At 76.9% G+C, this 21559-nt stretch carries 21 protein-coding genes; 15 read left to right on the top strand and 6 right to left on the bottom strand.

What is annotated here, in order from left to right; translation table 11 throughout:
* Positions 1–55 precede the first annotated feature (55 nt).
* From rfbD to HH311_RS13475, 3 genes are all read left to right on the top strand, one after another.
* Entirely contained in the window at positions 56–985 is a 930-nt protein-coding gene (gene rfbD / locus HH311_RS13485; protein ID WP_169184271.1) for a dTDP-4-dehydrorhamnose reductase, read from the top strand.
* A gap of 137 nt (positions 986–1122) precedes the next feature.
* Positions 1123–1413 (top strand): hypothetical protein, encoded by a 291-nt coding sequence (locus tag HH311_RS13480; RefSeq protein ID WP_169184170.1) that lies wholly within the window; start codon positions 1123–1125, stop codon positions 1411–1413.
* Positions 1414–1469: 56 nt separating this feature from the next.
* The gene (locus HH311_RS13475; protein WP_169184169.1) at positions 1470–2357 is read left to right on the top strand and encodes a glycosyltransferase family 2 protein; all 888 of its coding nucleotides are present in this window, start codon (positions 1470–1472) and stop codon (positions 2355–2357) included.
* Positions 2358–2361: 4 nt separating this feature from the next.
* Here HH311_RS13475 and HH311_RS13470 read toward each other — a convergent pair whose 3' ends face one another.
* The gene (locus HH311_RS13470; protein ID WP_169184168.1) at positions 2362–2880 is read right to left on the bottom strand and encodes a hypothetical protein; all 519 of its coding nucleotides are present in this window, start codon (positions 2878–2880) and stop codon (positions 2362–2364) included.
* 138 nt (positions 2881–3018) lie between these two features.
* Here HH311_RS13470 and HH311_RS13465 point away from each other — a divergent pair, with 138 nt between their 5' ends.
* The 3 genes from HH311_RS13465 to HH311_RS13455 are packed head-to-tail and all read left to right on the top strand — an operon-like array spanning position 3019 to position 5667.
* Positions 3019–4134, top strand: coding sequence for a sugar phosphate nucleotidyltransferase (locus HH311_RS13465; RefSeq protein ID WP_169184167.1), 1116 nt, complete (start codon positions 3019–3021; stop codon positions 4132–4134).
* The gene (locus tag HH311_RS13460; protein ID WP_169184166.1) at positions 4127–5068 is read left to right on the top strand and encodes a DNA-3-methyladenine glycosylase; all 942 of its coding nucleotides are present in this window, start codon (positions 4127–4129) and stop codon (positions 5066–5068) included. Before HH311_RS13465 ends, HH311_RS13460 begins: the two co-directional genes overlap by 8 nt.
* Positions 5069–5070: 2 nt before the next feature.
* Positions 5071–5667 carry a MerR family transcriptional regulator gene (locus HH311_RS13455; RefSeq protein ID WP_169184165.1) on the top strand — a complete coding sequence of 199 codons (597 nt, stop codon included), beginning with the start codon at positions 5071–5073 and terminating at the stop codon, positions 5665–5667.
* Between the two features lie 674 nt (positions 5668–6341).
* On the opposite strand, the gene HH311_RS13450 is transcribed toward HH311_RS13455, so the two are convergent.
* Genes HH311_RS13450 through HH311_RS13435 form a run of 4 tightly spaced genes read right to left on the bottom strand, consistent with a single transcriptional unit; the run spans position 6342 to position 10017 of the window.
* The gene (locus HH311_RS13450; RefSeq protein ID WP_169184164.1) at positions 6342–6878 is read right to left on the bottom strand and encodes an NUDIX hydrolase; all 537 of its coding nucleotides are present in this window, start codon (positions 6876–6878) and stop codon (positions 6342–6344) included.
* Positions 6875–8248: a coenzyme F420-0:L-glutamate ligase gene (locus tag HH311_RS13445; protein ID WP_312030127.1), complete on the bottom strand. Its 1374-nt coding sequence runs from the start codon at positions 8246–8248 to the stop codon at positions 6875–6877. Before HH311_RS13445 ends, HH311_RS13450 begins: the two co-directional genes overlap by 4 nt.
* Complete coding sequence (gene cofD / locus HH311_RS13440; protein ID WP_169184163.1) at positions 8241–9203, bottom strand: 2-phospho-L-lactate transferase; 963 nt, start codon at positions 9201–9203, stop codon at positions 8241–8243. The genes HH311_RS13445 and cofD overlap by 8 nt, the downstream gene beginning before the upstream one ends.
* 49 nt (positions 9204–9252) lie before the next feature.
* Positions 9253–10017, bottom strand: coding sequence for a site-2 protease family protein (locus HH311_RS13435; protein ID WP_312030126.1), 765 nt, complete (start codon positions 10015–10017; stop codon positions 9253–9255).
* A 329-nt stretch (positions 10018–10346) separates the two neighbouring features.
* On the opposite strand from HH311_RS13435, the gene HH311_RS13430 reads away from it, so the two are divergent.
* The 3 genes from HH311_RS13430 to HH311_RS13420 all read left to right on the top strand — a co-directional run bounded on the left by HH311_RS13430 (position 10347) and on the right by HH311_RS13420 (position 14799).
* A complete protein-coding gene (locus HH311_RS13430; protein WP_169184268.1) occupies positions 10347–10586 on the top strand; it encodes a WhiB family transcriptional regulator in 240 nt (79 codons plus the stop codon).
* A gap of 151 nt (positions 10587–10737) precedes the next feature.
* The gene (locus HH311_RS13425; protein ID WP_169184162.1) at positions 10738–14379 is read left to right on the top strand and encodes a glycosyltransferase; all 3642 of its coding nucleotides are present in this window, start codon (positions 10738–10740) and stop codon (positions 14377–14379) included.
* 42 nt (positions 14380–14421) lie between these two features.
* Positions 14422–14799 carry a VOC family protein gene (locus HH311_RS13420; RefSeq protein ID WP_169184161.1) on the top strand — a complete coding sequence of 126 codons (378 nt, stop codon included), beginning with the start codon at positions 14422–14424 and terminating at the stop codon, positions 14797–14799.
* Positions 14800–14803: 4 nt separating this feature from the next.
* Here the strand turns inward: HH311_RS13420 and HH311_RS13415 are convergent, their stop codons facing one another.
* Positions 14804–15205: a metallopeptidase family protein gene (locus HH311_RS13415; protein ID WP_169184267.1), complete on the bottom strand. Its 402-nt coding sequence runs from the start codon at positions 15203–15205 to the stop codon at positions 14804–14806.
* Positions 15206–15783: 578 nt separating this feature from the next.
* Between HH311_RS13415 and HH311_RS13410 the strand changes: the two genes are divergently transcribed.
* The 6 genes from HH311_RS13410 to HH311_RS13385 all read left to right on the top strand — a co-directional run bounded on the left by HH311_RS13410 (position 15784) and on the right by HH311_RS13385 (position 21417).
* Positions 15784–16149 carry a DUF3499 domain-containing protein gene (locus HH311_RS13410; RefSeq protein WP_169184266.1) on the top strand — a complete coding sequence of 122 codons (366 nt, stop codon included), beginning with the start codon at positions 15784–15786 and terminating at the stop codon, positions 16147–16149.
* 89 nt (positions 16150–16238) lie between these two features.
* Positions 16239–17660 carry a phosphomannomutase/phosphoglucomutase gene (locus HH311_RS13405; protein ID WP_396027440.1) on the top strand — a complete coding sequence of 474 codons (1422 nt, stop codon included), beginning with the start codon at positions 16239–16241 and terminating at the stop codon, positions 17658–17660.
* Positions 17657–17890, top strand: a complete 234-nt coding sequence (locus HH311_RS13400; protein WP_312030124.1) for a Trm112 family protein — start codon at positions 17657–17659, stop codon at positions 17888–17890. The genes HH311_RS13405 and HH311_RS13400 overlap by 4 nt, the downstream gene beginning before the upstream one ends.
* Positions 17887–19032: a hypothetical protein gene (locus tag HH311_RS13395; RefSeq protein ID WP_312030123.1), complete on the top strand. Its 1146-nt coding sequence runs from the start codon at positions 17887–17889 to the stop codon at positions 19030–19032. The genes HH311_RS13400 and HH311_RS13395 overlap by 4 nt, the downstream gene beginning before the upstream one ends.
* A gap of 106 nt (positions 19033–19138) precedes the next feature.
* Positions 19139–20404, top strand: a complete 1266-nt coding sequence (gene manA, locus HH311_RS13390) for a mannose-6-phosphate isomerase, class I (protein WP_169184160.1) — start codon at positions 19139–19141, stop codon at positions 20402–20404.
* A gap of 62 nt (positions 20405–20466) precedes the next feature.
* A complete protein-coding gene (locus tag HH311_RS13385) occupies positions 20467–21417 on the top strand; it encodes a cation diffusion facilitator family transporter (protein ID WP_169184159.1) in 951 nt (316 codons plus the stop codon).
* Positions 21418–21559: the final 142 nt, after the last annotated feature.

Below are 21559 nucleotides of genomic sequence, written 5' to 3'. Positions count from 1 at the left end.
CGGTCGGCCGGGACGCCGCGGACGCCCACGACAGGAGGGTCACGACGTGCGCTGGATGGTGACGGGAGCGGGAGGGGCGCTCGGGACGGACCTCGTGCGCCTGCTCCGCGAGCAGGGCGAGCCGGTGACCGCACGGACCCGGGCCGAGCTCGACATCACCGACGCCGACGCCGTCGGGGACGCCGTCGCGCGGTGGGCCGACGGTGGTGGTGACGAGGGCGCCGTGCTGCTCAACGCGGCCGCCTTCACCGCCGTCGACCTCGCCGAGACGGACCCGGAGGCCGCCCGGGCCGCGCACGCGGTCAACGCCGTCGCCCCCGGCCTGCTCGCGGGCGCGTGCGTGCGCCACGGGGCGCGGATCGTGCACGTCTCCACCGACTACGTCTTCGACGGCGCCGGCCCGCGCGGGCGGCGGGGTCCGGACGGCGGGCCCGCCGGCTACGAGCCCGACGACCCGACCGGCGCCGCCGGGGTCTACGGCCGCACCAAGGAGGAGGGCGAGCAGCGGGTCCGCGACGCCGCCCCGGACGCCCACCACGTGGTGCGCACCGCCTGGGTCTACGGCGGCACCGGGGCCAACTTCGTCCGCACCATGGCCCGCCTCGCGGGCGAGCGGGAGACGCTCGACGTCGTCGACGACCAGCACGGCTCGCCCACGTGGTCGGCCGACCTCGCCGCGGGCCTGGTCGCGCTGGGCCGCTCGGGGACGCCGTCGGGCACCCGGCACGCGACCGGCGGCGGGGTGACCACGTGGTGCGGCCTGGCGCGCGCGGTGTTCGAGGAGCTGGGCGCCGATCCCGGCCGCGTGCACGGGTGCACCACCGACCAGTTCCCGCGGCCGGCGCCGCGCCCGGCCTGGTCGGTGCTGTCGCCGGCGTCCTGGGAGGCGGCGGGCCTACCGCCTCTGCGCCCGTGGCGGGAGGCCCTCGCCGCGGCCGTCCGGCGCCACCCCGACCTGCTCGGACGGGCACCGGTCGTGCGCTGAGGGGCGGTCGTCAGACGCCGGACGGTCGAGCGGCGGGACCGGGTGCCGCGCGGTGGGCGAGGGGACCGTTCTCGGGAGCCGTCGATGCGTGTCGCCGACCGGGCGTCACCTCTCGGCGACTCGCGCGTTGGACCGGCATGGCGCTGGAGACGATCCTGCTCGCCCTGTTGGGCGTCGTCGCGGTCTGGCTGGTGGTCGACGCGGGCCGCGAGCGCCATCGCCTCAAGGCGCGGATGGACCGCGCCACCCGCCGGACGGTCGTCGACGACGGCCCGCTCGGCGTCGCCACCGCGCCCCGCCGGCCCGTCGAGCGGCCGGTGACCGGGCCGCGGCCCGCGACGGCGAACACCGGTGGTGCCGGGCCGGACGCCTGGCGGTACTGGCCGCTCGCCCTGCCGGCCACCGACGAGGTCCGCCGGCCCGTCTGAGCCGACTCCGGCGGGGCGCGCGGGGAGTCCCGGGCGCGCTCCGCGAAGATGCCCCCATGACCGCGGCCCCCCGCAGCTCGGACGCCCTGCGCACCTACGGCGACGGGCTGGCGGTCGTCGTCGTCACCTACTCCCCGGGCGACTCCCTGGGCACCTTCCTCGACTCGCTGGCCGGCGCGACGTCCCGGCCGGTGCACGTGGTGCTCGCCGACAACGGCTCGGTCGACGGGGCGCCTGAGGCCGCCGCGGCCGCCGGCCGGGCCGAGGTGCTGCCGATGGGCGAGAACCTCGGCTACGGGGCGGCCGCCAACCGGGCCGTGGCGGGACTCGACGGCTCGGTCGGCTGGGTGCTGGTGAGCAACCCCGACATCGTGCTGGGCGCCGGGTCGCTCGACACTCTCCTCGAGGCCGCCGACCGGTGGCCGCGGGCCGGGTCGCTGGGCCCGCTCATCCACACCGACGACGAGATCTACCCGTCCGCGCGGCTCGTTCCGTCCCTCGGGCGCGGGGTGGGGCACGCGCTGTTCGGCGTGGTCTGGCCGGGCAACCCCTGGACCCGTTCCTACCGGCAGGAGGGCGTGGTCGAGGAGCGGCCCGCGGGGTGGCTCTCCGGCTCGTGCGTGCTGCTGCGCCGCGAGGCGTGGGACTCGGTCGACGGCTTCGACCCGCGGTACTTCATGTACTTCGAGGACGTCGACCTGGGAGACCGGCTCGGCCGCGCCGGCTGGCTCAACGTCTACGTCCCGACGGCGGCCGTGGTCCACACCGGTGGGCACGCCACCACCCGCGACGCCCCGACGTCGGCGCGGATGCTGCGCGAGCACCACCGCAGCGCCTACCGCTTCCTGGCCGACCGCTACCGGGGCCCGCGGTGGGCCCCGCTGCGGCTGGGCCTGCGGGCCGCGCTCGCGGCCCGCGCGCGGTGGGCGACCCGGAAGGCCTGATCCGCTACCCGCGGCCGAAGAGGCGCTTCCACCACGGCACGCGGATCCCGACGGGCGGCGTGGTGGGGGTGTCGTCCGGCGCGGGGCCGGGCCGGGGCTGCCCGCCCGCCGGGGTGTGCTGCGCCGGGGTGTGCTGGGCCGGGAAGGGCGCGGTGCGCGGCCGGGAGGTGCGCACGGTCGGCGCGTCCGGCGGCAGCGGGCGCATGAGCGTGGGGTCGGAGACCTCGACCGGCGTCGTCTCCGGCTCGCCCGGCCGGCCCCGGCCGTACCCGCCCCACTGGGGGTCGGGTCCCGGACCCGATCGGCGGCCGTCGCCCGGGCGACGCGGCGCCGGCGCGGGACGCCCCCGCTGACCGTGCGTGTTCGGCGAGCCGTCGGGGTTCAGCGGGGTGGGGATCATCTGCGTCTGCGAGGCATCGAACGGTGACTCCGCGTTGTCCGGGGTCACGACGGTGCCGTTGCGTTGCTGCGCGCGGGCGATAGCCTGCTGAGCACGGTCCCAGGCGTTCGTCGGCTCCACCACGCTTCTCCTGCCCGATCTCGGTCGGAGGGGCCCCGACGATCCGAGGCCGTACCGGCACGCGCCGAGGGACCCAACAGTAGCGCCCGGACGGGACGCCGTCGTCACACCGGGCCCACACGATCATCAGGGAGGTCGGTCGTGGACACCACGGGGGGACGTGGCGAGGCCGGTGACCGGCTCGCGCGGACGGCTGCCGTCGTGCTGGTCGGGGGACAGGGGAGCCGGCTGCGGCCGCTGACCGCCTCGACGCCCAAGCCCATGCTGCCGACGGCGGGGGTGCCGTTCATCGGGCACCTGCTCTCGCGGATCGCGGCGGCCGGCATCCGGCGGGTGGTGCTCGGCACCTCCTACCGCGCGGAGGTCTTCGCCGACTACCTCGGCGACGGCTCCGCCTTCGGCCTGCAGCTCGACTGCGTGCCCGAGCCCGAGCCGCTCGGCACCGGCGGCGGCATCCGGCACGCCGCCGACGCGCTCGAGGGCGACTACGACGAGGTCATGGTCTTCAACGGGGACATCCTCTCCGGGGTCGACCTGCCCGCCGTCGTCGACGAGCACCGCTCCGCGGGCGCCGACGCCACGCTGCACCTGGTGAAGGTGGCCGACCCGACCGCCTTCGGCTGCGTGCCCACCGACGCCAGCGGCCGGGTGGAGGCCTTCCTCGAGAAGACGCTCACACCGCCGACGGACCAGGTCAACGCCGGCTGCTACGTCTTCCGGCGCGCGGTGGTCGACGCGATCCCGACCGGCCGGGCCGTCTCCGTGGAGCGCGAGACCTTCCCCGGGCTGCTGCGGCAGGGCGCCCGGCTGCAGGGCCACGTCGAGTCGTCCTACTGGCTCGACCTCGGCACCCCCGCCGCGTTCGTCCGCGGCTGTGCCGACCTCGTGCAGGGCATCGCGCCCACCTCCGCCCTCCCCGGGCCGGTCGGGACGGCGCTGCTGCTGCCGGGCGCGAAGACGGCCGCCTCGGCGTCGCTCTCGGACGGCACCACGCTCGGCCGCGAGGTCGTCGTGGGCGACGGCTCGCGGGTCATCGGGTCGGTGGTCATGGACGGGGCCCGGATCGGCGACAACGTCACCGTGACCCGCTCGGTGATCGGTCCCGGTGCCGTGATCGGCGACGAGACCGTGGTGAGCGACGCGGTGGTCGGCGACGGCGTCTCGGTCGGCGCCGGCTGCGAGCTGCGCGAGGGCGTGCGGCTCTGGCCCGGCATCACCATCCCGGACGGCGGTCTGCGATTCTCGGGGAGTGCCTGACGTCCTCCCCGCGGCGGAGCCCGCGGCCCCGGCGCGGACCCGGCGGTGGGAGCCCGGCTACGTCCTCGACATCGGCGCCCTGATCGGCCCGCTGCGCCACGGGCGGGGCGACCCCACGTGCCGCATCGACGAGGCCGGCGTGGTCTGGCGGGTGGGCTCGACGCCCGACGGCCCCGCGACGACACGCATCCGGCGGGTCGGCAGCGAGGTCGTCGCCGACGCGTGGGGCGACGGCGCCGACTGGGTGCTCGACGGCCTGCCCGCGCTGCTCGGGGCGGACGACGACGACGCCGGCTTCGTGGGGCACCACCCCGTGGTCGCCGACGCGCGGCACCGCATGCCCGGGCTGCGGCTCGGCGCGTGCGGCGCGGTGTGGGACGTGCTGTTCGCCGCGATCCTCGAGCAGAAGGTGACCGGGACCGAGGCGCACCGCTCCTGGCGGGAGCTCTGCTGGCGCTTCGGCACGGCCGCCCCGGGGCCCGCCCCGCGCGGGATGCGCGTCCCGCCGACCCCGCGCGCGACCAGGGCCATCCCGGACTGGGAGTGGCACAAGGCCGGGGTCGACCAGTCCCGGCGTCGGGCGATCCTCGCCTCGGCCACGGTCGCGCACCGGCTGGAGGGCGCGGTCGCGCTGCGCGGGGCCGAGGGGCGGGCGCTGCTGCGCAAGGTCCCGGGGATCGGGGTCTGGACCGCCGCCGAGGTGGCGCAGCGGGCCTGGGGCGACCCCGACGCCGTCTCGGTCGGCGACTTCCACATCCCCTCGACCGTCGGCTACGCCCTCGTGGGCCGCAAGCTCGACGACGCCGGGATGCTCGAGGTCCTCGCCTGCTACGCCCCGCAGCGCCAGCGCGCGGTCCGCTACATCGAGGCCTCGGGCTTCCGCCGGCCGCGGTTCGGCCCCCGCTACTCGCCCCGCGACTTCCGCGAGATGTAGGCGTGCGCGGCTGGAGCACCGCGGAGGTGGCCCGCGCGAGCGGGGTGCCGGTGGCGTCGCTGCGGGGCTGGGAACGCTGTGGGCTCGTGGTGCCGGGGGTCGTCGCCGACGACGGGTACCGCGCCTACGGCCGCGACGACCTCGTCCGCCTCCAGCGCGTGCTGCTCCTGCGCGCGCTCGGGTTCCCCGACGACGACGTGGCCGCGGCCCTGTCCGGCCCCGACGCTCCCGACCCGGACACCGCGCTGCGTGGGCACCTCGACGTCCTCGACGCGGTGCGCGACCGGCTGGACCGTCAGGCCGCCGCGGTCCGGGCCACTCTTGGCGGGCGCGCCGACGACCCGGCGACGATGTTCGACGGCTTCGGCGACCCCGACCCCGGCCTCGACCCGGAGACGCTCGCGGACCTCGGCGCCGCGTGGGCCCGGACCTGGGCGGCGGGGGAGCCGGTGGACGGGGCCGCGGCCCAGGCGCTGGCCCGCCACCACCGCGCGGTCACCGGCCCCGACGTCCCGCCGCGCCTCGCCGAGGTCCTGGACCACCACGCGCCCGGCACGGCGGCCTACGCCCGCGACGCCCTCGCCGTCACCCCGGCCTGATCCGCCGGCGCGGGCCGGCTGGACGAGCGGCGCAGCTGTGTGCGTGCCGCACACACCTGCGCCTTGCCCGGCGCGAGGTCGTGGTGGGGGGACCTGCGCGTGCCGCACACACGGTCGGCCGGGAGGCGAGAGGCCGCGGTGGGACCTGCGCGTGCCGCACACGACGACGACAGCGCACGGCAACGGGCGCGCACGCCACGAGCCGCGGGAACGGAACCGCCGCGCGGAACAGGAACCCGCTCTCGAGCGAGGGGCACCGTCGGTCGGATAGATCGAGCGAGGGTGCCCTTCGCTCGAACGGCACAGGACGATCCCGGCCGGCCCGGCCACCTTCGGCCCAACCACCTTCGGCGCCACCGAGTCGCGGCGACTCGGTCGTGCGGGATCGCTGCGACCCCGCCGGCCCCGGCCGCGGCGCGGTCGAGGAACCCCGGCACCCTGGTGCGGCCCTCGTCATCGAGCGCCACCACGTCCATCGTCTGTCGATCAGAGGGCGGGCGAGATCGTGTGCGGGACGCGTCGGTGCTGACAGTGTCGATCCGCCGGGGGACAGGAGTGTGTGTGCGGCGCGTCGGTGGTGCCAACGGCGATCCGCCGGCAGGCGGAAGAGTGTGCGTGACGCGTTGGTCGCAGGACGGCGACCCGGGCCCCACCCCAGCGGCCCCTGGCCCGGCTCAGCGCAGCAGCAGGGCGCGCCCGAAGGCCACGTCGTCGGGGAGCTCCGCCAGCGGCCACCACCGCAGGTCGACCGACTCCTCGCTGCGCACCTCTCGGGCGCCGGCCGGCGCGCGGACGAGGTAGCGGACGTCGAGGTGGCGGGTCGGGACGCCGAGTGAGCAGGTCACCGGGTGCACGTCGAGGTGGACCGGCTCCGGCGAGATCACCAGGCCCTCGATCCCCGACTCCTCGCTCGCCTCGCGCAGCGCGGCCCCGGCGAGGGTGGTGTCGGTCGGCTCGATGTGCCCACCGAGCTGGACCCAGCGCCCGACCCGCGGGTGGAGCGTGAGCAGCGCCCGCTCGCCCGCGTCGTCCACCACGAGCGCCGAGGCGGTGAGGTGCCCGGCGGCGCAGGACCGTGAGCACGCGTCGGGGCGGGCGGCGAGGTAGGCCAACAGGGCCTCGCGGACGGCGGCCTGGCCGGGGTCGGGCGCCTCCCATCCCGCGAGGGTCGCGGTGGCGTCGACGTGCACCGCGGCGGTCGGTTCCCTCACCGCTCCACCAGCCGGTCGTCGGCCACGACCTCGCCCCGCGGCGGCACCGCCTCCGCGGGGTGCCCCACCGCCACCGCGCCCAGCGGCTCCCAGTCCTCGGGCAGCTCCAGCACCGACCGTGCGACGTCGGCCGCGAAGATCGTCGAGCCCACCCAGCAGGAGCCGAGGCCCTCGGCGGCGAGCGCCACGAGCAATCCCTGCACCGCCGCACCCCCGGCCACCGTGAACATCGCGCGCTCGCAGGCGGCGCGGCGCTCGTCGGGGTAGTCGTGCGACCCGCCGTCGGGACCCCGGACCAGGAACGGCAGCACCAGCTCGGGGGCGTCGCGCAAGAGCTCCCCGCGGGCCGTCCGGCGGGCGATCTGCTCCTCGGTGAACCCGTCGCCGGCGAGGTCGGCCCGCCACGCCCGCCCCATGGCGTCGAGCAGCGCGGCCCGTCGCTCCGCGGAGCGCAGCCACACGAATCGGACCGGCCGGGAGTGGTGCGGCGCGGGCGCGGTGAGACCGGCGCCGACGGCGCGGCGGACCGCCTCGGGATCCACGGGGTCGGCGGTGAAGGCGCGCACCGAGCGGCGGGCCGGGACGGCCTCCCGCGCGCCGCGGGCGAGCGCCTCGGCGGTGCCGAGCCAGAACAGGTCCTCTTCGACGGGGCGCACGAGCTCGCCGGCCGAGCGCCCGGCCCCGATGAGGTGGCGCAGGCCCCGGACGACCGCGACCGGGACCCCGCCGAGCTTGCCCTTGACCAGGTCCGCGGCGGACGCGATCTCGTCGGCGACGGCCACCTCGGTGACCACCAGCTCGTTGCCCTGGGCGTCGACCGCGCCGCCGTAGCCGTGCAGCGCGACCAGCCCGGCCGAGCCGATCGCGGCGTCGGTCTGCCCGAGCCGCCAGCAGCGCCCCATGGTGTCGGTGACGACGACCGCGACCCGGACCCCCAGCGCGGCCGCGAGCCCCGCCCGCAGCGTCTCGGCCGTGCCGTCCGGGTCCTCCGGCAGCAGCGCGACCTCGTCGCCCTCGACGTTCGAGCCGTCGACCCCCGCGGCCGCCTGGACGATCCCCAGGCGGTTGGTGACGATCTTCGTCCGGCCCTTGGTGGCCAGGACGCGGACCGTCTCGCCGTCGATGAGCCGGCGCCGGGCCGCGTCGCGCTCCTCGGGGTCGCGCGGGACGGTGACCAGGCGGCCCTCGGCCTTCGAGAGGATCTTCGAGGTGACGACGACGACGTCGCCGTCGGCCAGGGTGGGTTCCAGAGCGGGAGCGAGGGCCGCCACGAGGTCGTCGCCCGGGCGGAACTCGGGGAGGCCGGCGACGCCCCAGGCCGAGATCCCGCCGAGGGCGGCATGGTCGGTGGGCACCGCCTGCTCAGACACCCGCCAGCCCCACGACGTCGAGCGCCTCGCGCACCATGGCCGCGGTGGCCTCGGCGTCGCTCATCAGCAGCGGCACCGACCGGACGGCGACCCCGGGTACGTCGGCGGTGTCGCCGGAGTGGACCAGCCACCCGTCGAGCAGCCCGCCCTCCGCGCGGGCCCCGTAGTGGCGGGCGACCCCCTCGGCGGACACCTCGACGCCGACCGCGGACAGACAGGCCTCGGCCATGCCGCGCACCGCGTGCCCGTCGATGATCGGCGAGATCCCGACGACGGGTCCGGGGGCCTGGGCGAGCGCCGCGCGCATGCCGGGCACGTCGACGATGGTGCCGATGCTCACCACGGGGTTGGAGGGCGCGAGCAGCACGGCGTCGGCGTCGGCGATCGCGGCGAGGGCCGCCGGGCAGGCGCTCGCCTGGTCGCGCCCCACGGACGCGAAGCCGTGCGCGACCGGCTCGGCGTGGTGGCGCACCCACCACTCCTGGAAGTGCACGGCGCGCCGCTCGCCGGTCTCCGGGTCGTCGATCACGACGTGGGTCTCGATGCGGTCGTCGCTCGCGGGGATCAGCGCGACGCCGGGCGCCCACCGCCGGCACAGGGCCTCGGTGACCTGCGAGAGCGGGTAGCCGGCCCGCAGCATCCGGGTGCGCACGAGGTGGGTGGCGACGTCGCGGTCGCCCAGCCCGAACCACGTCGGGTCGGCGCCGTAGGCCTCGAGCTCGGCCTTCACCGACCACGTCTCGTCGTCGCGACCCCAGCCCTTGGCGGTGTCGATGCCGCCGCCGAGCGTGTACATGCACGTGTCGAGGTCCGGGCACACGCGCAGCCCGTGGAGCCAGATGTCGTCGCCGACGTTGACGACCGCCCGCACGTCCGCGTCTGCGGGGAGTGCGGCGAGCACTCCCTGCAGGAACCGTGCGCCGCCGACGCCCCCGACCAGAACCGTCACCTTCACACCGCTGATCGTGCCCCTGCCCCCCGACACCCCGCCGCTCCGGGGCGCCTCAGCGCTGCCAGAAGAAGAACAGCTCCTGGCCGAGGCCCGCGAGCGTGCTGTCGCCGCCGACGGCGCCGTACACGAGCGAGGCGAGCCCGAACAGGGCGCTCGCCACCGGGCGCAGGAAGATCAGCACCGCGAAGAGCACGAGCGGCGCGTAGGGCGCGAAGCGGGACACCGCGACCCGGGTGTGGTCGGGCAGGTACGGGTCGATCACGCCCCAGCCGTCGAGGCCGGGGATCGGCAGGATGTTGAGGATGAACGCGAGGACCTGGATCAGCGCGAGGAAGGAGAGCCCGGCGCCGAGCAGCGGCGGCACCAGCGGCACCAGCAGCGAGATCAGGAACGCCAGGAGCAGGTTCATCAGCGGCCCGGCCGCCGCGACCGCGCTCGCGGCCGCACGGGAGCGCAGCAGGCCCCGCCGGATCCACACCGCTCCGCCGGGCAGCGGGATGCCGCCGATGAGCAGGAACAGCAGCGGGAGCACGAAGGTGAGCCCCACGTTGGCGTACCGACGGATGTCGAGGGTCAGGTAGCCCTGCCCGCGCACGGTGTGGTCGCCGCAGCGGTCCGCGACGACCGCGTGGGAGAACTCGTGCAGGCAGAGGGAGACCGCCCACCCCGCGAGGACGAGCACGACGATCCCCGCCGTGACGGCGATCCGGGTCCCGACGAGCGTGAGCGCGCCGCCGCCGACCGTGACGAGGACGAGGGCGAGGAAGACCGGGCTGATGCCGCGTGCCGGTCGGCGGGCGGAGAAGACGCTGGCCACGGCACCAGTGTTCCAGGCCCGCGCTAACCTCTCCGCGACGCTGTGTCGATCGGGTGGCCCCTCACGCTCACCGCACGTGACGACCGTCCGTCGCGACATGCGGCCGCACGTGTGGCTCGGCTTGACCCACATGGAACGACACCGCTGTAATTCACGTCGAGGTACACGCCGGTGCGGGGCCGGCGCTCCGCCAGCTGGGGAGTGCTAGCGGTGAGGGAGGCCGTGTGAACGGTGCGGAGAGCGGGTCGGTGGTGCTGGGCTCGGTCGGATCAGTCGGTGCGGTGGGTTCCATGGGCCCAGGTGGGTCGCGAGACGTCCTCGGGGAGCTGATGGCCCTCGCGGGCGAGGAGGAACAGGAGTGGCAGGAGCGCGCCCTGTGCGCGCAGACCGACCCGGAGGCGTTCTTCCCGGAGAAGGGCGGATCGACCCGGGAGGCGAAGCAGATCTGCAACAGCTGCGAGGTCCGGGCCGAGTGCCTGGAGTACGCGCTGGGGCACGACGAACGCTTCGGCATCTGGGGTGGGCTCTCGGAGCGGGAGCGCCGCCGTCTCAAGCGTCGCGTCGTCTAGGCGCGCGGCCGCCGTCGGCGTCCTGGCCGACTGCCGTTCCGCCGGGCGGCCACTCCCCTGACGGCCGTCCGGGACCGCCCTTCTAGTCTCGTCGTCGCCCGGCGGTCCCCGCCGGGACACCGAGGACGGCGCGACGGGGAGGGGCGGACTCGTGGCACCGACGGCGCCCGTACTGGCCGTGCTCGTCTGTCACGACGGCGAGACGTGGCTGCCGGAGACCCTCGGGGCGCTCGGGCGGCTCACCGTGGCACCGCGCCGCGTCGTGGCCGTCGACACCGGGTCGACCGACTCCACGGCCGACCTGTTGCGCTCGACCAACAGCGTCGACGTCGTCCTGGACCTCCCGCGCGACACCCCGTTCGGCACCGCGGTCGCCGCGGCCGTCGCGGACGCCGACCGGCGGTGGGGCCGCTCGGGCGAGCGCAGCTCGGGGGACTGGCTGTGGGTCCTGCACGACGACGCGGCCCCCGAGCCCTCCTGCCTCGATGTCCTGCTCTCGGTCGCCGAGGCGTCGCCGGCGGCGGCGATGCTCGGCCCGCTGCAGCTCGACCGGGACGACCCGCGGCTCGTCGTCGAGGCCGGCCTGTCCACCGACGCGTCCGGGCACCGGCAGACCGGCATCGGCTCCGACGAGCTCGACCTCGGGCAGTTCGCCACCAACTCGGAGGTCCTCGCGGTCGGGTCGGCCGGGGCGCTGGTCCGCCGCCGGGAGTGGGACGCGCTCGGCGGGTACGACTCGGCGTTCGGCCTCCTGCGGGAGGACATCGACCTCGGCTGGCGGATCAACCGCTCCGGCGGGCTGGTGCTCTGCGTCCCTTCCGCCCGGCTCCACCACGCCCGGGCGGTCACCACCGGCGCCCGGGCCCTCGACGCGGCCGGCTGTGAGGGCGGGCGGCGCGCCGTCGACCGCCGCAACGGCTGGTGGACGGTGCTCGCGAACTGCCCGGAGCCGGCGTTCGTGCTCGGGCTGGTCCGCCTCCCGGTGCTCGCGGTGCTGCGTGCGCTGGGCTTCCTGCTGCTGCGCCGGCCCGCCGCGGCCACGGCCGAGCTGGGCGCGATGGGCCACGTGCTGGCCGACCTGTCCGACCTGCGGGAGGCCCGCCGACGCCGGCTGCACGCCGCGGGCGCCGCCGTCCCGCGGGGGATGCGCGGCCTGCTGACCAGCCGCACCACCCGGCTGCGCAACGCCGTGCAGGGCGGGCTGACCCGCGTGGTGCGCTCCCGGGTCCGCGACGAGCTCGTCCTCGGGCGGCTCCCGGAGTGGGCCGACCGCCCCGCCCGGGCCCGGCCGGCCTCGTCGGTCGCCCTCGACGACGGGCCGGAGGAGGGCGCGCTGCTCGTCGGGCAGGGCGCGCTGCCCGCGGGCGCGACGGCGCCGAAGCGCAGCACCCGGCGCAAGGCCGGGCTCCGCCGCCCCGGCGAGTCGGTCGGCGTCACCCTCGCCGCGGGCGGACCCGCCGACGGTCCCGCGGGCCCGACCGAGCTCATCGGCTCCCCGGACGCGGACACCGCGTTCGTCGGCATCCCCGGGCCCCGGACGGGGGCCGGGGCCGGGTACGCGGCCGAGCGCTCGGCCGCCGACGACGAGCAGCTCGTCGTCGTCCCGGTCACCGTCGGGCGGGCGCTGCGCGAGCTCCTGCTGGCCCCGCCGGTACTCCTCGTGCTGGCCCTCACGGCCGTGTCGCTGGTGGTCAACCGCTCCCGCCTCGGGCTCGACCTCGCCGGCGGGCGCACCCGGACCCTGCCCGGGCTGGGCGCCCTGTGGAGCTCCTACCTCGCGGAGTGGCACCCGATCGCGGGCGGCACCGCCGCGCCCGCCTCGGCCGCCCTCGCCGTCGTCGGGGTCCTCGGCGGGATCCTGTGGCCCTTCGCCGGGTCGGACGGCCCCGCGGCCGCGGTGTCGCTGGTCTTCCTCCTCGCGCTGCCCGCCGCGGGTCTGTCGGCCTACGTCGCGACGCGCGGCATCCGGGTCGGCCGCATGCTGCGCGCGTGCGCCGCGGCGGTCTACGCGCTGCTGGGCATCGCCGGGGCGGCCGTCGCGCAGGGCCGCCTCGACGGCGTCGTCGCCGTGGTCCTGCTCCCGATGGTCCTCGCCGGCGTGACGGCGGTCCTGCGCGGCAGCCGCGTCGAGGGCCGCCGGGGGTCGTGGTGGAGCGCGGCGGCGGGGACGGTGCTGCTGCTCGCCGTGGTCTCGGCGTTCGCGCCGCTGGTCCACGTGCTGGTGCTCGTCGTCGTGGTCGTCGGGTTCGTGCTCGTGCCGGCCCCGGTCGGGGCCGCGCGCCGGCGGGCGATCGCCCTCGGCGTCGTCGTCGTGCTGCCGGTGCTGCTGCTCCTGCCCTGGCCCTCGACACTGCTGCGCGCCCCGCAGGTCCTCGTGCACGGCACCGGGTCGCCGGTGCGCGAGCAGTTCGCCGGGGTGCTCGACGTGCTCTCGCTCGACCCGGGCGGTCCCGGATCCCTGCCGGTGATCGGCCTGCTGGTGTTCGTGGCCGCCGTCGGCGGGGCGCTCCTGGCCCCCCGGCGCAGCCTGGTGCCGGGTCTCGCGGTCACCGTGCTCGGCGTCGTCGCGGCCGGCGTCGTCGGATCGGTGACGCTGCCGCCCCTGTCCGGCGGCGACGCCCGCCCGGGCTGGACCGGACCGGCGCTCGCGTTCGCGGCCTGCGGAACCCTGTGGACCCTTCTCGCACTCGTCGCCGAGGCCCGCGTGACGCCCCTGGGAACGCTGGTGACCGGCCGCGCCGGACCGCGGCACCGGCCCGCGCCGCGGCGGCGGGGCGACTCCGAGATCGACCTCGGGCCCGACGGCGTGCTCGCGCGCGTCGGCGGCGGGACGGCCTCGGCGGCTTCCCGGCTCTCGACGGCGCTGGGGTCGCGGCTGCGGACCCGGCAGGTGGCCGCGGGCACCGGGGGGCGCCGCGTGCGGGGTGCCGCGGTGCCGGTGGCCGCGTCGCTGGCGGTGGCGCTCGCGGCGGCGGCGGTGATCCTCGGGTCGGGCGGCTCCCTGGCCGCGCGGTCCGCCCCCGCGCTCGACCCGGCCTTCGCCGGGCGGCTCGCCGCGGCCGGGGCCAACGTCGTCGACGTCGGGCTCACCCGGCTCCCCGACGGCCCGGGCTTCGCGCTCGACACCGACCGCACCCGCCGGGCGGGGCCCGACCTGCCCCGCTACGGCGACGACGACCTCGCCCCGGTCGGCGCTGCGCCCGCCCGCCTGACCCGCGACGTCACCGCGCTGCTCTCCGGCGACCCCGCGAAGGTGCAGGCGGGCGCGGCCGAGCTGGCCACCGCGGGCACCGCCGCCGTCGTCCTGCCCGACCGGACGGTGGCGGACAACGCCCGCCAGGCCTCGGGCTCCCTGCTCACCGCGGCGCCGGACACCAGCGACGGGCGCCCGGTGCTCGCGATCGGCCTGCCCGCCGCGGGTGCCGTGCTGCTCGAGCCGCCGGTGTCCGACGACGCCACCGACGCCAAGGCCGCGCCGCAGCGCCCGACCGGCATCACCCCACTGCCCGGCACGCCGCCGTCGGTGGGCGTGCAGGTCTCGCCGGGGGCCAACCGGCGGCTCGTCGTCCTGGCGGCGGAGAACGAGTCGGGGTGGACCGCGTCGGTCAAGGGTGAGGTCGTGCCGCTGGAGTCGGCGTGGGGGCACCTCGTCGCGGTCGGCGTCCCGTCCGGCGGCGGCCCGGTCGTGATCAGCCGCGACGCGACGTTCCGGGACCTGCTCCTGCTCGTCCAGCTCGCCCTGGTGCTCTTCACGGCGGTGTCGGCGCTGCCGTCGCGGACCCGCCTCGACTGATTCCTGTCGCGTTGTCGGACCCCGGGTCTAGCGTCCGGCGGTGTGATCGACCACTTCGGGTTCCCGGTCGCCGACGTCGACGCCTCCGTCGCGGCCTACCTGCGCCTGTTCGCGCCCCTGGGGTTGCAGGAGGCGCTGCGCATCCCCCACGAGGGGAGCGCCGTCGTCGGGCTCGCCGGTCCCGCCGGCGTCCCGCAGTTCTGGCTCACCCCGGGCGGGGCCCTGGGCACGGAGCTGCACGTCGCGTTCTCGGCGCCCGACCGCGCGGCGGTCGACGCGGTGCACGCGGCCGCCGTCGAGGAGGGGATGGAGGTGCTGCACGCCCCGCGGGAGTGGCCGGAGTACCACCCGGGCTACTACGCGGTCTTCCTCCGCGACCCCGACGGGCACAACGTCGAGGCCGTGCACCACGGCTTCTAGAGCCCTACTCCTCGCCGTCGACGGTGTCCGGCTCGACGCCGAGGTACTCGGCCACCTGCTCGACGAGCACGTCGTGGAGGAGGTCGGCGAGGTCCTCGCCGTCGAGCGCGCGCGCCTCGAGGGGGCGGCGGTAGAGCACGATGCGGGCGCGGGTCGGGGCGCCGCGGCGGTCGACGCCGGCCGGGACGAGGCGCGCCAGCGGGATGTCGCCGTCACCGACCACGCCGTCGTCGTCCGGGGCGGTCTCCCCGACGTCGGGCACGTCGTCCACCGCGACGTCGAGGTCCTCGAGCTCGGCGCCCCAGCGGTCCTCGATCGGCTCGAGGGCCTCGAGCACCACGGCGTCGAACCGCTCGGCCCGCGTGCGCGCCGCGGGGGAGCCGGCGGGGTAGAGCGGGGCGCGCATGCCGCGGCCGCGCCGGTCGCGGCGGCGCCGGGGACGGCCGGGCACCGTGGGCCGCGCCGGGCTGCGCTCCGACCGGTCGGGTTCCCGAGGGCCGGTCCGCGTCCCACCTCTCGCCACGGCGGTCGAGCCTACGCCGTGGGCGGGTGGGTGCGGCCCGTCCCGTGGCAGCAACGGCACATTCCCGGCGTCCGACGCCAGGACGGCGCCGTTCGCCCGTCGTCGTTGTCACCCGGCGCGCGAGGGAGTCGCTGCACGTCGAGCGGATCTCCACGGGGCGTGCACCGACTCCCTGATCACCGCCGGCCCCGTTAGTCCGCCGCGAGGGGTACGTGGGGTAGCCCGAATGACCGCCCGGCGCGCGCAGTGTGCTGCTGATCAAGGAGAACGGCCCCCTCCCACGATCACGAGCACCTGGACCAGCCCGGGCGCCCACGCGGCCGACCCCGGGCACGGCCGACCGAGCCCACCCCCCGGGCGACGACGAGGTGACCGGCCGGTGACGACCGACCCCCGACGCGCCGAGCGCGCCTGCCCGGCCCGCCGCCCCGGGGCGACTATCGTCCTGCGTCGTGCGAGGAGTGCGGAAGTGCTCACGGACCGGGTGCGGCCGGGCGGCCGTCGCCACGCTGACGTACGTCTACTCCGATTCGACGGCCGTCGTGGGTCCGTTGGCGACCAGTGCGGAGCCGCACTCGTACGACCTCTGCGAGCACCACGCCCTGCGCCTCACCGCCCCCCGCGGATGGGAGGTCGTGCGCTACGAGGGCGACTTCCCGTCCGAGCCCTCGGCCGACGACCTCACCGCGCTCGCCGAGGCGGTCCGCGAGGCCGGGCGGGCCGAGCCGCCGAGCGAGGCGGTGGGCCACACCGGCCCGTTCGGGGCGGTCGCGGGCACCGGGCGGCGCGCCCACCTGCGGGTGCTGCCCGACCCCTCGGGCTCCTGACCGGCGCGCCGTCACGGCGCCCGACCGCCCACCCCAATGGGTGCCCGCCGACCCGCGCGTCGTCGGTCCCGGCCGATACGCTGGGCGACGTGAGCAGCACCGAGACCGCGGACGCCGCGCGTGCCCGCGTGGTCAGCGAGACGATCAAGGCCTACGACATCCGCGGCCTCGTCGGCGAGCAGCTCGACGCCGCCTTCGTGCGCGACGTGGGCGCCGCGTTCGCCCAGCTGCTGATCGGTGAGCAGGGCGGGGTGCCGGCCAACGGCGTCGTCGTGGGGCACGACATGCGGGAGTCGTCGCCGGAGCTCTCGGACGCGTTCGCCGAGGGCGTGACGAGCCAGGGCGTCGACGTCGTGAAGATCGGCCTGGCCAGCACCGACGAGCTGTACTACGCGTCCGGGGCGCTCGACGCGCCCGGCGCGATGTTCACCGCGAGCCACAACCCCGCGCGCTACAACGGCATCAAGCTGTGCCGGGCGGGCGCGAGCCCCGTGGGGCAGGACACCGGGCTCGACGAGATCGCCGCGCTGCTCGACCAGGGGCCGGGTGCGGCCGCCGGCGCCGAGCCGGCCGCGCAGCCCGGCACGATCACCGAGCGCGACGTCCTCGCCGACTACGCCGAGTACCTGCGCGGGCTCGTCGACCTCTCGGGCGTGCGGCCGATGTCGGTGGTGGTCGACGCCGCCAACGGCATGGCCGGCCACACCGTCCCCGCCGTCCTGGACCCGCTGCCCATCGAGGTCTACCCGCTCTACTTCGAGCTGGACGGCAGCTTCCCGAACCACGAGGCCAACCCGCTCGACCCGGACAACCTGGTCGACCTGCAGCGCGAGGTCTCCACCCTGAACCGCGTCGACGCCGGGCTCGCCTTCGACGGCGACGCCGACCGGGTGTTCCTCGTGGACGAGAAGGGCCAGGCGGTCAGCCCGAGCGCGATCACGGCCCTCGTCGCCACCCGGGAGCTGGCCAAGGAGCCGCGCGGGACGGTGATCCACAACCTCATCACCTCCCGCGCGGTCCCCGAGATCATCTCCGAGGCCGGCGGCACCCCGGTGCGCTCGCGCGTGGGCCACTCGTTCATCAAGGCGACGATGGCCCAGACCGGCGCGATCTTCGGCGGCGAGCACTCCGCGCACTACTACTTCCGCGACTTCTTCCGCGCCGACTCCGGGATGCTGGCCGCCCTGCACGTGCTGGCCGCCCTCGGGGAGCAGGACAAGCCGCTCTCCGAGCTCATGGCGCAGTACTCGCGCTACGCCGCGTCCGGCGAGGTGAACTCCACCGTGGACGACCCGCAGGCGAAGATCGCCGAGGTCGAGCAGACCTACGGCGACCGCGAGGACGTCACCACCGACACCCTCGACGGGCTGACCGTGACCTTCGCCAACGGCGACTGGTTCAACCTGCGCCCCTCGAACACCGAGCCGCTGCTGCGCCTGAACGTCGAGGCCTCCGACGCCGACGCCGTCGCCGCCCTGCGCGACGAGGTGCTCGCGGTGGTGCGGGGGTGACCGGCGCCGGCCCCCTGGGCCTCGACCCGGTGCTGCTGGAGATCCTCGCCTGCCCGGCGCCCGACCACGGCGAGCTGCGCCCCGGCACCCCGGACGACCCGGCGGCCGCCGCGCTGACCTGCCAGAGCTGCGGCCGGCGCTTCCCGGTCACCGACGGGATCCCCGTCCTCCTGCTCTCCGAGGCCACCGGCGGGCCGGAGCACGACGCCGCGGCGACCGCGGACGGGTGAGCGCCGTGCTCGACGAGGCACTGCTCGAGGACACCGGCCGGCTGCTCGACACCGACCGGTCGGGGCTGCTGCGCGCGGCGGCGACCGCGGGCGCCCAGGTGCGGGCGACGTGGGCCGCGGCGGCCGAGGTCGGCGTCGGCTCGGGCGGTCCCCTCGACGGGCTGCGGCCCCGGGCGCTGGTGCTGCTCGCGCGGCCGGGCACCGAGTACGCGGCCGCGCGGATGGTCGCGGCGCTGCTCGCGCCGACGTGCCCGTGCCCCGTCGTCGTCAGCGAGGTGGCCCCGCCGTGGCTGGGCCCGCTGGACGTCGTCGTGGTCTCCCACCGCGGCTCGGAGCGGGACCCGGCCGACGCCCAGGTGGCCGAGGCGGTCGACCGCGCGGTCCGGCGCAACGCCCACGTCGTGCTCACGGGTCCCGCCGAGGGCCCCGCCGCGGCGGCCGCGGGCGGGCGCGCGATGCAGGTGGTGCCCCGCATCCCCGGCGTCGAGGGACTGTCGGCCGCGACGGACCTCGCGGCCACGTTCGCGACGACGCGGGCGCTGGGCCTGCTCGACGTCGACGGCGAGGGCCTCGCCGACCGGCTCGACGACGAGGCCGAGCGCAGCGGCCCCCGCCACGAGGCGTTCGTCGCGCCGGCCAAGGCCCTCGCGCTGCGGTTCGCCGAGCACACCCCGCTGCTGTGGGGCACCGAGCCGGTCGCCACCGCCCTCGCCGGCTACGGCGCCGTCGTCCTCGCCGCCCATGCCGGTGTGGTCGCCCACGCGGGCTCGGTCGCCGGCGCCGTGGCGGTGCCCGCGCTCTCGGCCCGGCTGGAGTCCGGCGCGGCCGAGGACTCGATCTTCGCCGACCCCTTCGACGACCCCGGCGGCGACGCACCGCCGCCGCGCCTCGTCGTCGTCTCCGTCCGGGAGGACCTGGGCACCCGCCGGCTCGCCGAGGAGGCCCTGCGCCGGTGGCCGGTCGGGGACACGCTCGAGCTCGACGACGTCGACTCCGCGGGCGACACCCCCGGCCACGACGCCGTCCGGGCCGCCGTGCTGGGCCTGCGCCTCGACCTCGCGGCCCTCTACCTGGGCCTCGCGACCGGCACCGCCGGAGCCGACCCGGCGGGCAGCGCCCGGCCCGGCGTCGGCGCCGGGTGACCCGGGCCGGTCGCCGACCCGCCGGGCGCACCGCACGCCGCGGGCCCGGCCGCCACCGCGGTACCGCCACACCAGCACTGCCACACCAGCAGTGGGAGGGGGAGACGTGGAACTGCTCGAGGGGACGGTGCGCCCCTACGCGTGGGGCTCGCGCACCCACATCGCGGCGCTGCTCGGTGAGCCCGTCCCGTCGCCCCACCCCCAGGCCGAGCTCTGGCTGGGGGCCCACGCAGACGCCCCGTCGCGGCTCGTCGAGCACGCCGCCGACCGCACGCTCCTCGACGCCCTCGCCGCCGACCCCGAGGGGACGTTCGGCCCCGCCCGGGCCGGGCGCTGGCAGGGGCGCCTGCCGTTCCTGCTCAAGGTCCTCGCCGCCGACGAGCCGCTGAGCCTGCAGACCCACCCCTCCGCGGAGCAGGCCGCCGCCGGCTTCGCCCGGGAGGAGGCCTCGGGCGTGCCGCAGGACGCCCCCGACCGCAACTACCGCGACCCGCTGCCGAAGCCGGAGATCCTCTGCGCGCTGGAGGAGTTCCACGCCCTCGCCGGCTTCCGGGACGCCGTCGTCACGGTCCGGCTGCTGCGCGCCCTCGAGGTCGACCAGCTCGCCCACCACACCGAGCTGCTCGCCGCCCAGCCAGGCCCGGACGGCCTCCGGGCGCTGTTCACCACGTGGATCACCCTGCCCCAGCGCATCGTCGACGAGCTGGTCCCGGCGCTGCTCGACGGCTGCGTCCGGCTCGCCAAGACCCCCGGCTCGCCCGGGGCACCGGGCGGGGAGTTCGAGCGCGAGGTCCGGACCCTGCTCGACCTCGGGGAGCGCTACCCCGGCGACGCCGGCGTGCTCGCCGCGCTGCTGCTGAACCGGGTCGTGCTCGCCGAGGGGGAGTGCCTCTTCCAGCCCGCCGGCTCGCCGCACGCCTACCTGTCCGGGTGCGGCATCGAGCTGATGGCGAACTCCGACAACGTGCTGCGCGCCGGGCTCACCCCCAAGCACGTCGACGTCCCGGAGCTGCTGCGGATCCTCGACTTCCGGTGCGGCCCGCCGCCGGTCATCGCGCCGCGGCGCGAGGGGCCCCGGTCGGTGTTCACCGCCCCGAGCGACCACTTCCGGCTCGTGCGCCTCGACGTGGGCCCCGACGACGGCCCGGTGGAGCTGGGCATCGACGGCCCCCGGATCGTGGTCGTCGTGCGCGGCGACGCGGAGCTGCGCGACGCCTCCGGCCGGTCGAAGGCGCTGGCGCAGGGGCGGGCGGTGTGGGTGCCCGCGGCCGACGGTGTGGTGACGGTCGAGGCCACGCCCGGGCACGCGCTGGTGTTCGCCGCCGGCGACGGGTGGACCGGGGGCCACGACGCCGACGACGCGGACGGCTAGATTGCCGCGGGCCGGGCCACCAGACGTCCGGTCCGTCCCGTTTCGTCGGCTGGGAGGTCGCGGTGTCCGCATCCGGAGGCTCGAGGGCGATCATCGCCGCCCTGTCGGCGAACGCGGGCATCGCGCTGGCGAAGTTCGCCGGCTTCGCGATCACGGGCTCGTCGTCGATGCTCGCCGAGGGCGTCCACTCGGTCGCCGACACGGCCAACCAGGGCCTGCTGCTCTTCGGGCGCCGGCGGGCCTCGCGGGCGGCGACCCCCGAGCACCCCTTCGGCTACGGGCGCGACCGGTTCTTCTACTCGTTCGTGGTCGCGCTGCTGCTGTTCAGCCTGGGGTCGGTCTTCGCGATCTACGAGGGCGTGCACAAGCTCTCCGCCCACGAGGAGCTGGAGAGTCCCCTCGTCGCGATCGTGATCCTCGTCGTGGCGCTCGCGCTCGAGGGCTACAGCTTCCGCACCGCGGTGCACGAGTCCCGCGAGCTCAAGGGCGACGCCACGTGGTGGGGCTTCATCCGCCAGTCGGTGAACCCCGAGCTGCCGGTGGTGCTGCTCGAGGACACCGGGGCGCTGGTCGGCCTCGTGTTCGCCCTCGCCGGTGTCGGGCTGACCGTGGCCACCGGCGACCCGGTCTGGGACGCCGTCGGCACCATCGCGATCGGGACCTTGCTCGGCGTCATCGCGGTGATCCTCATCGTGGAGACGAAGAGCCTGCTCATCGGGGAGGGCGCGCCGCCGCCGCTGCGCACCACCATCACCTCGGCGCTCGTCGGCGGCCCCGTCGAGCGGGTCATCCACCTGCGCACCCAGTACCTCGGGCCGGAGGAGCTGCTCGTCGCCGCGAAGATCGCGGTGCCGGGGAGCCTGCCGACCGAGGAGGTCGCGGCCGCGATCGACGCGGCCGAGGCCCGGCTGCGCGACGCCGTCCCGCAGGCACGGCTGGTCTACCTCGAGCCCGACCTCGACCGCACCGGCTCCGACGACGGGATCGACCCCGCGCTCGACCCGACGCCCTGACCCCCGGCCGACGTCCCCGGCCGACGTCCCCGGCCGAATTCGTCGGCCGACATCCCCCGGCCGACGACGCGCCGCGAGGAGGGCAGCGACGAGGCGTCACCCTGAGTATGGTCCCGGTCACCGCACAGGTGGACATCTGACG

This window comes from Actinomycetospora sp. TBRC 11914, assembly GCF_012933465.1.
In the GTDB taxonomy this organism is placed as follows: domain Bacteria; phylum Actinomycetota; class Actinomycetes; order Mycobacteriales; family Pseudonocardiaceae; genus Actinomycetospora.
This window is presented reverse-complemented; position numbering and strand designations above follow the sequence as displayed.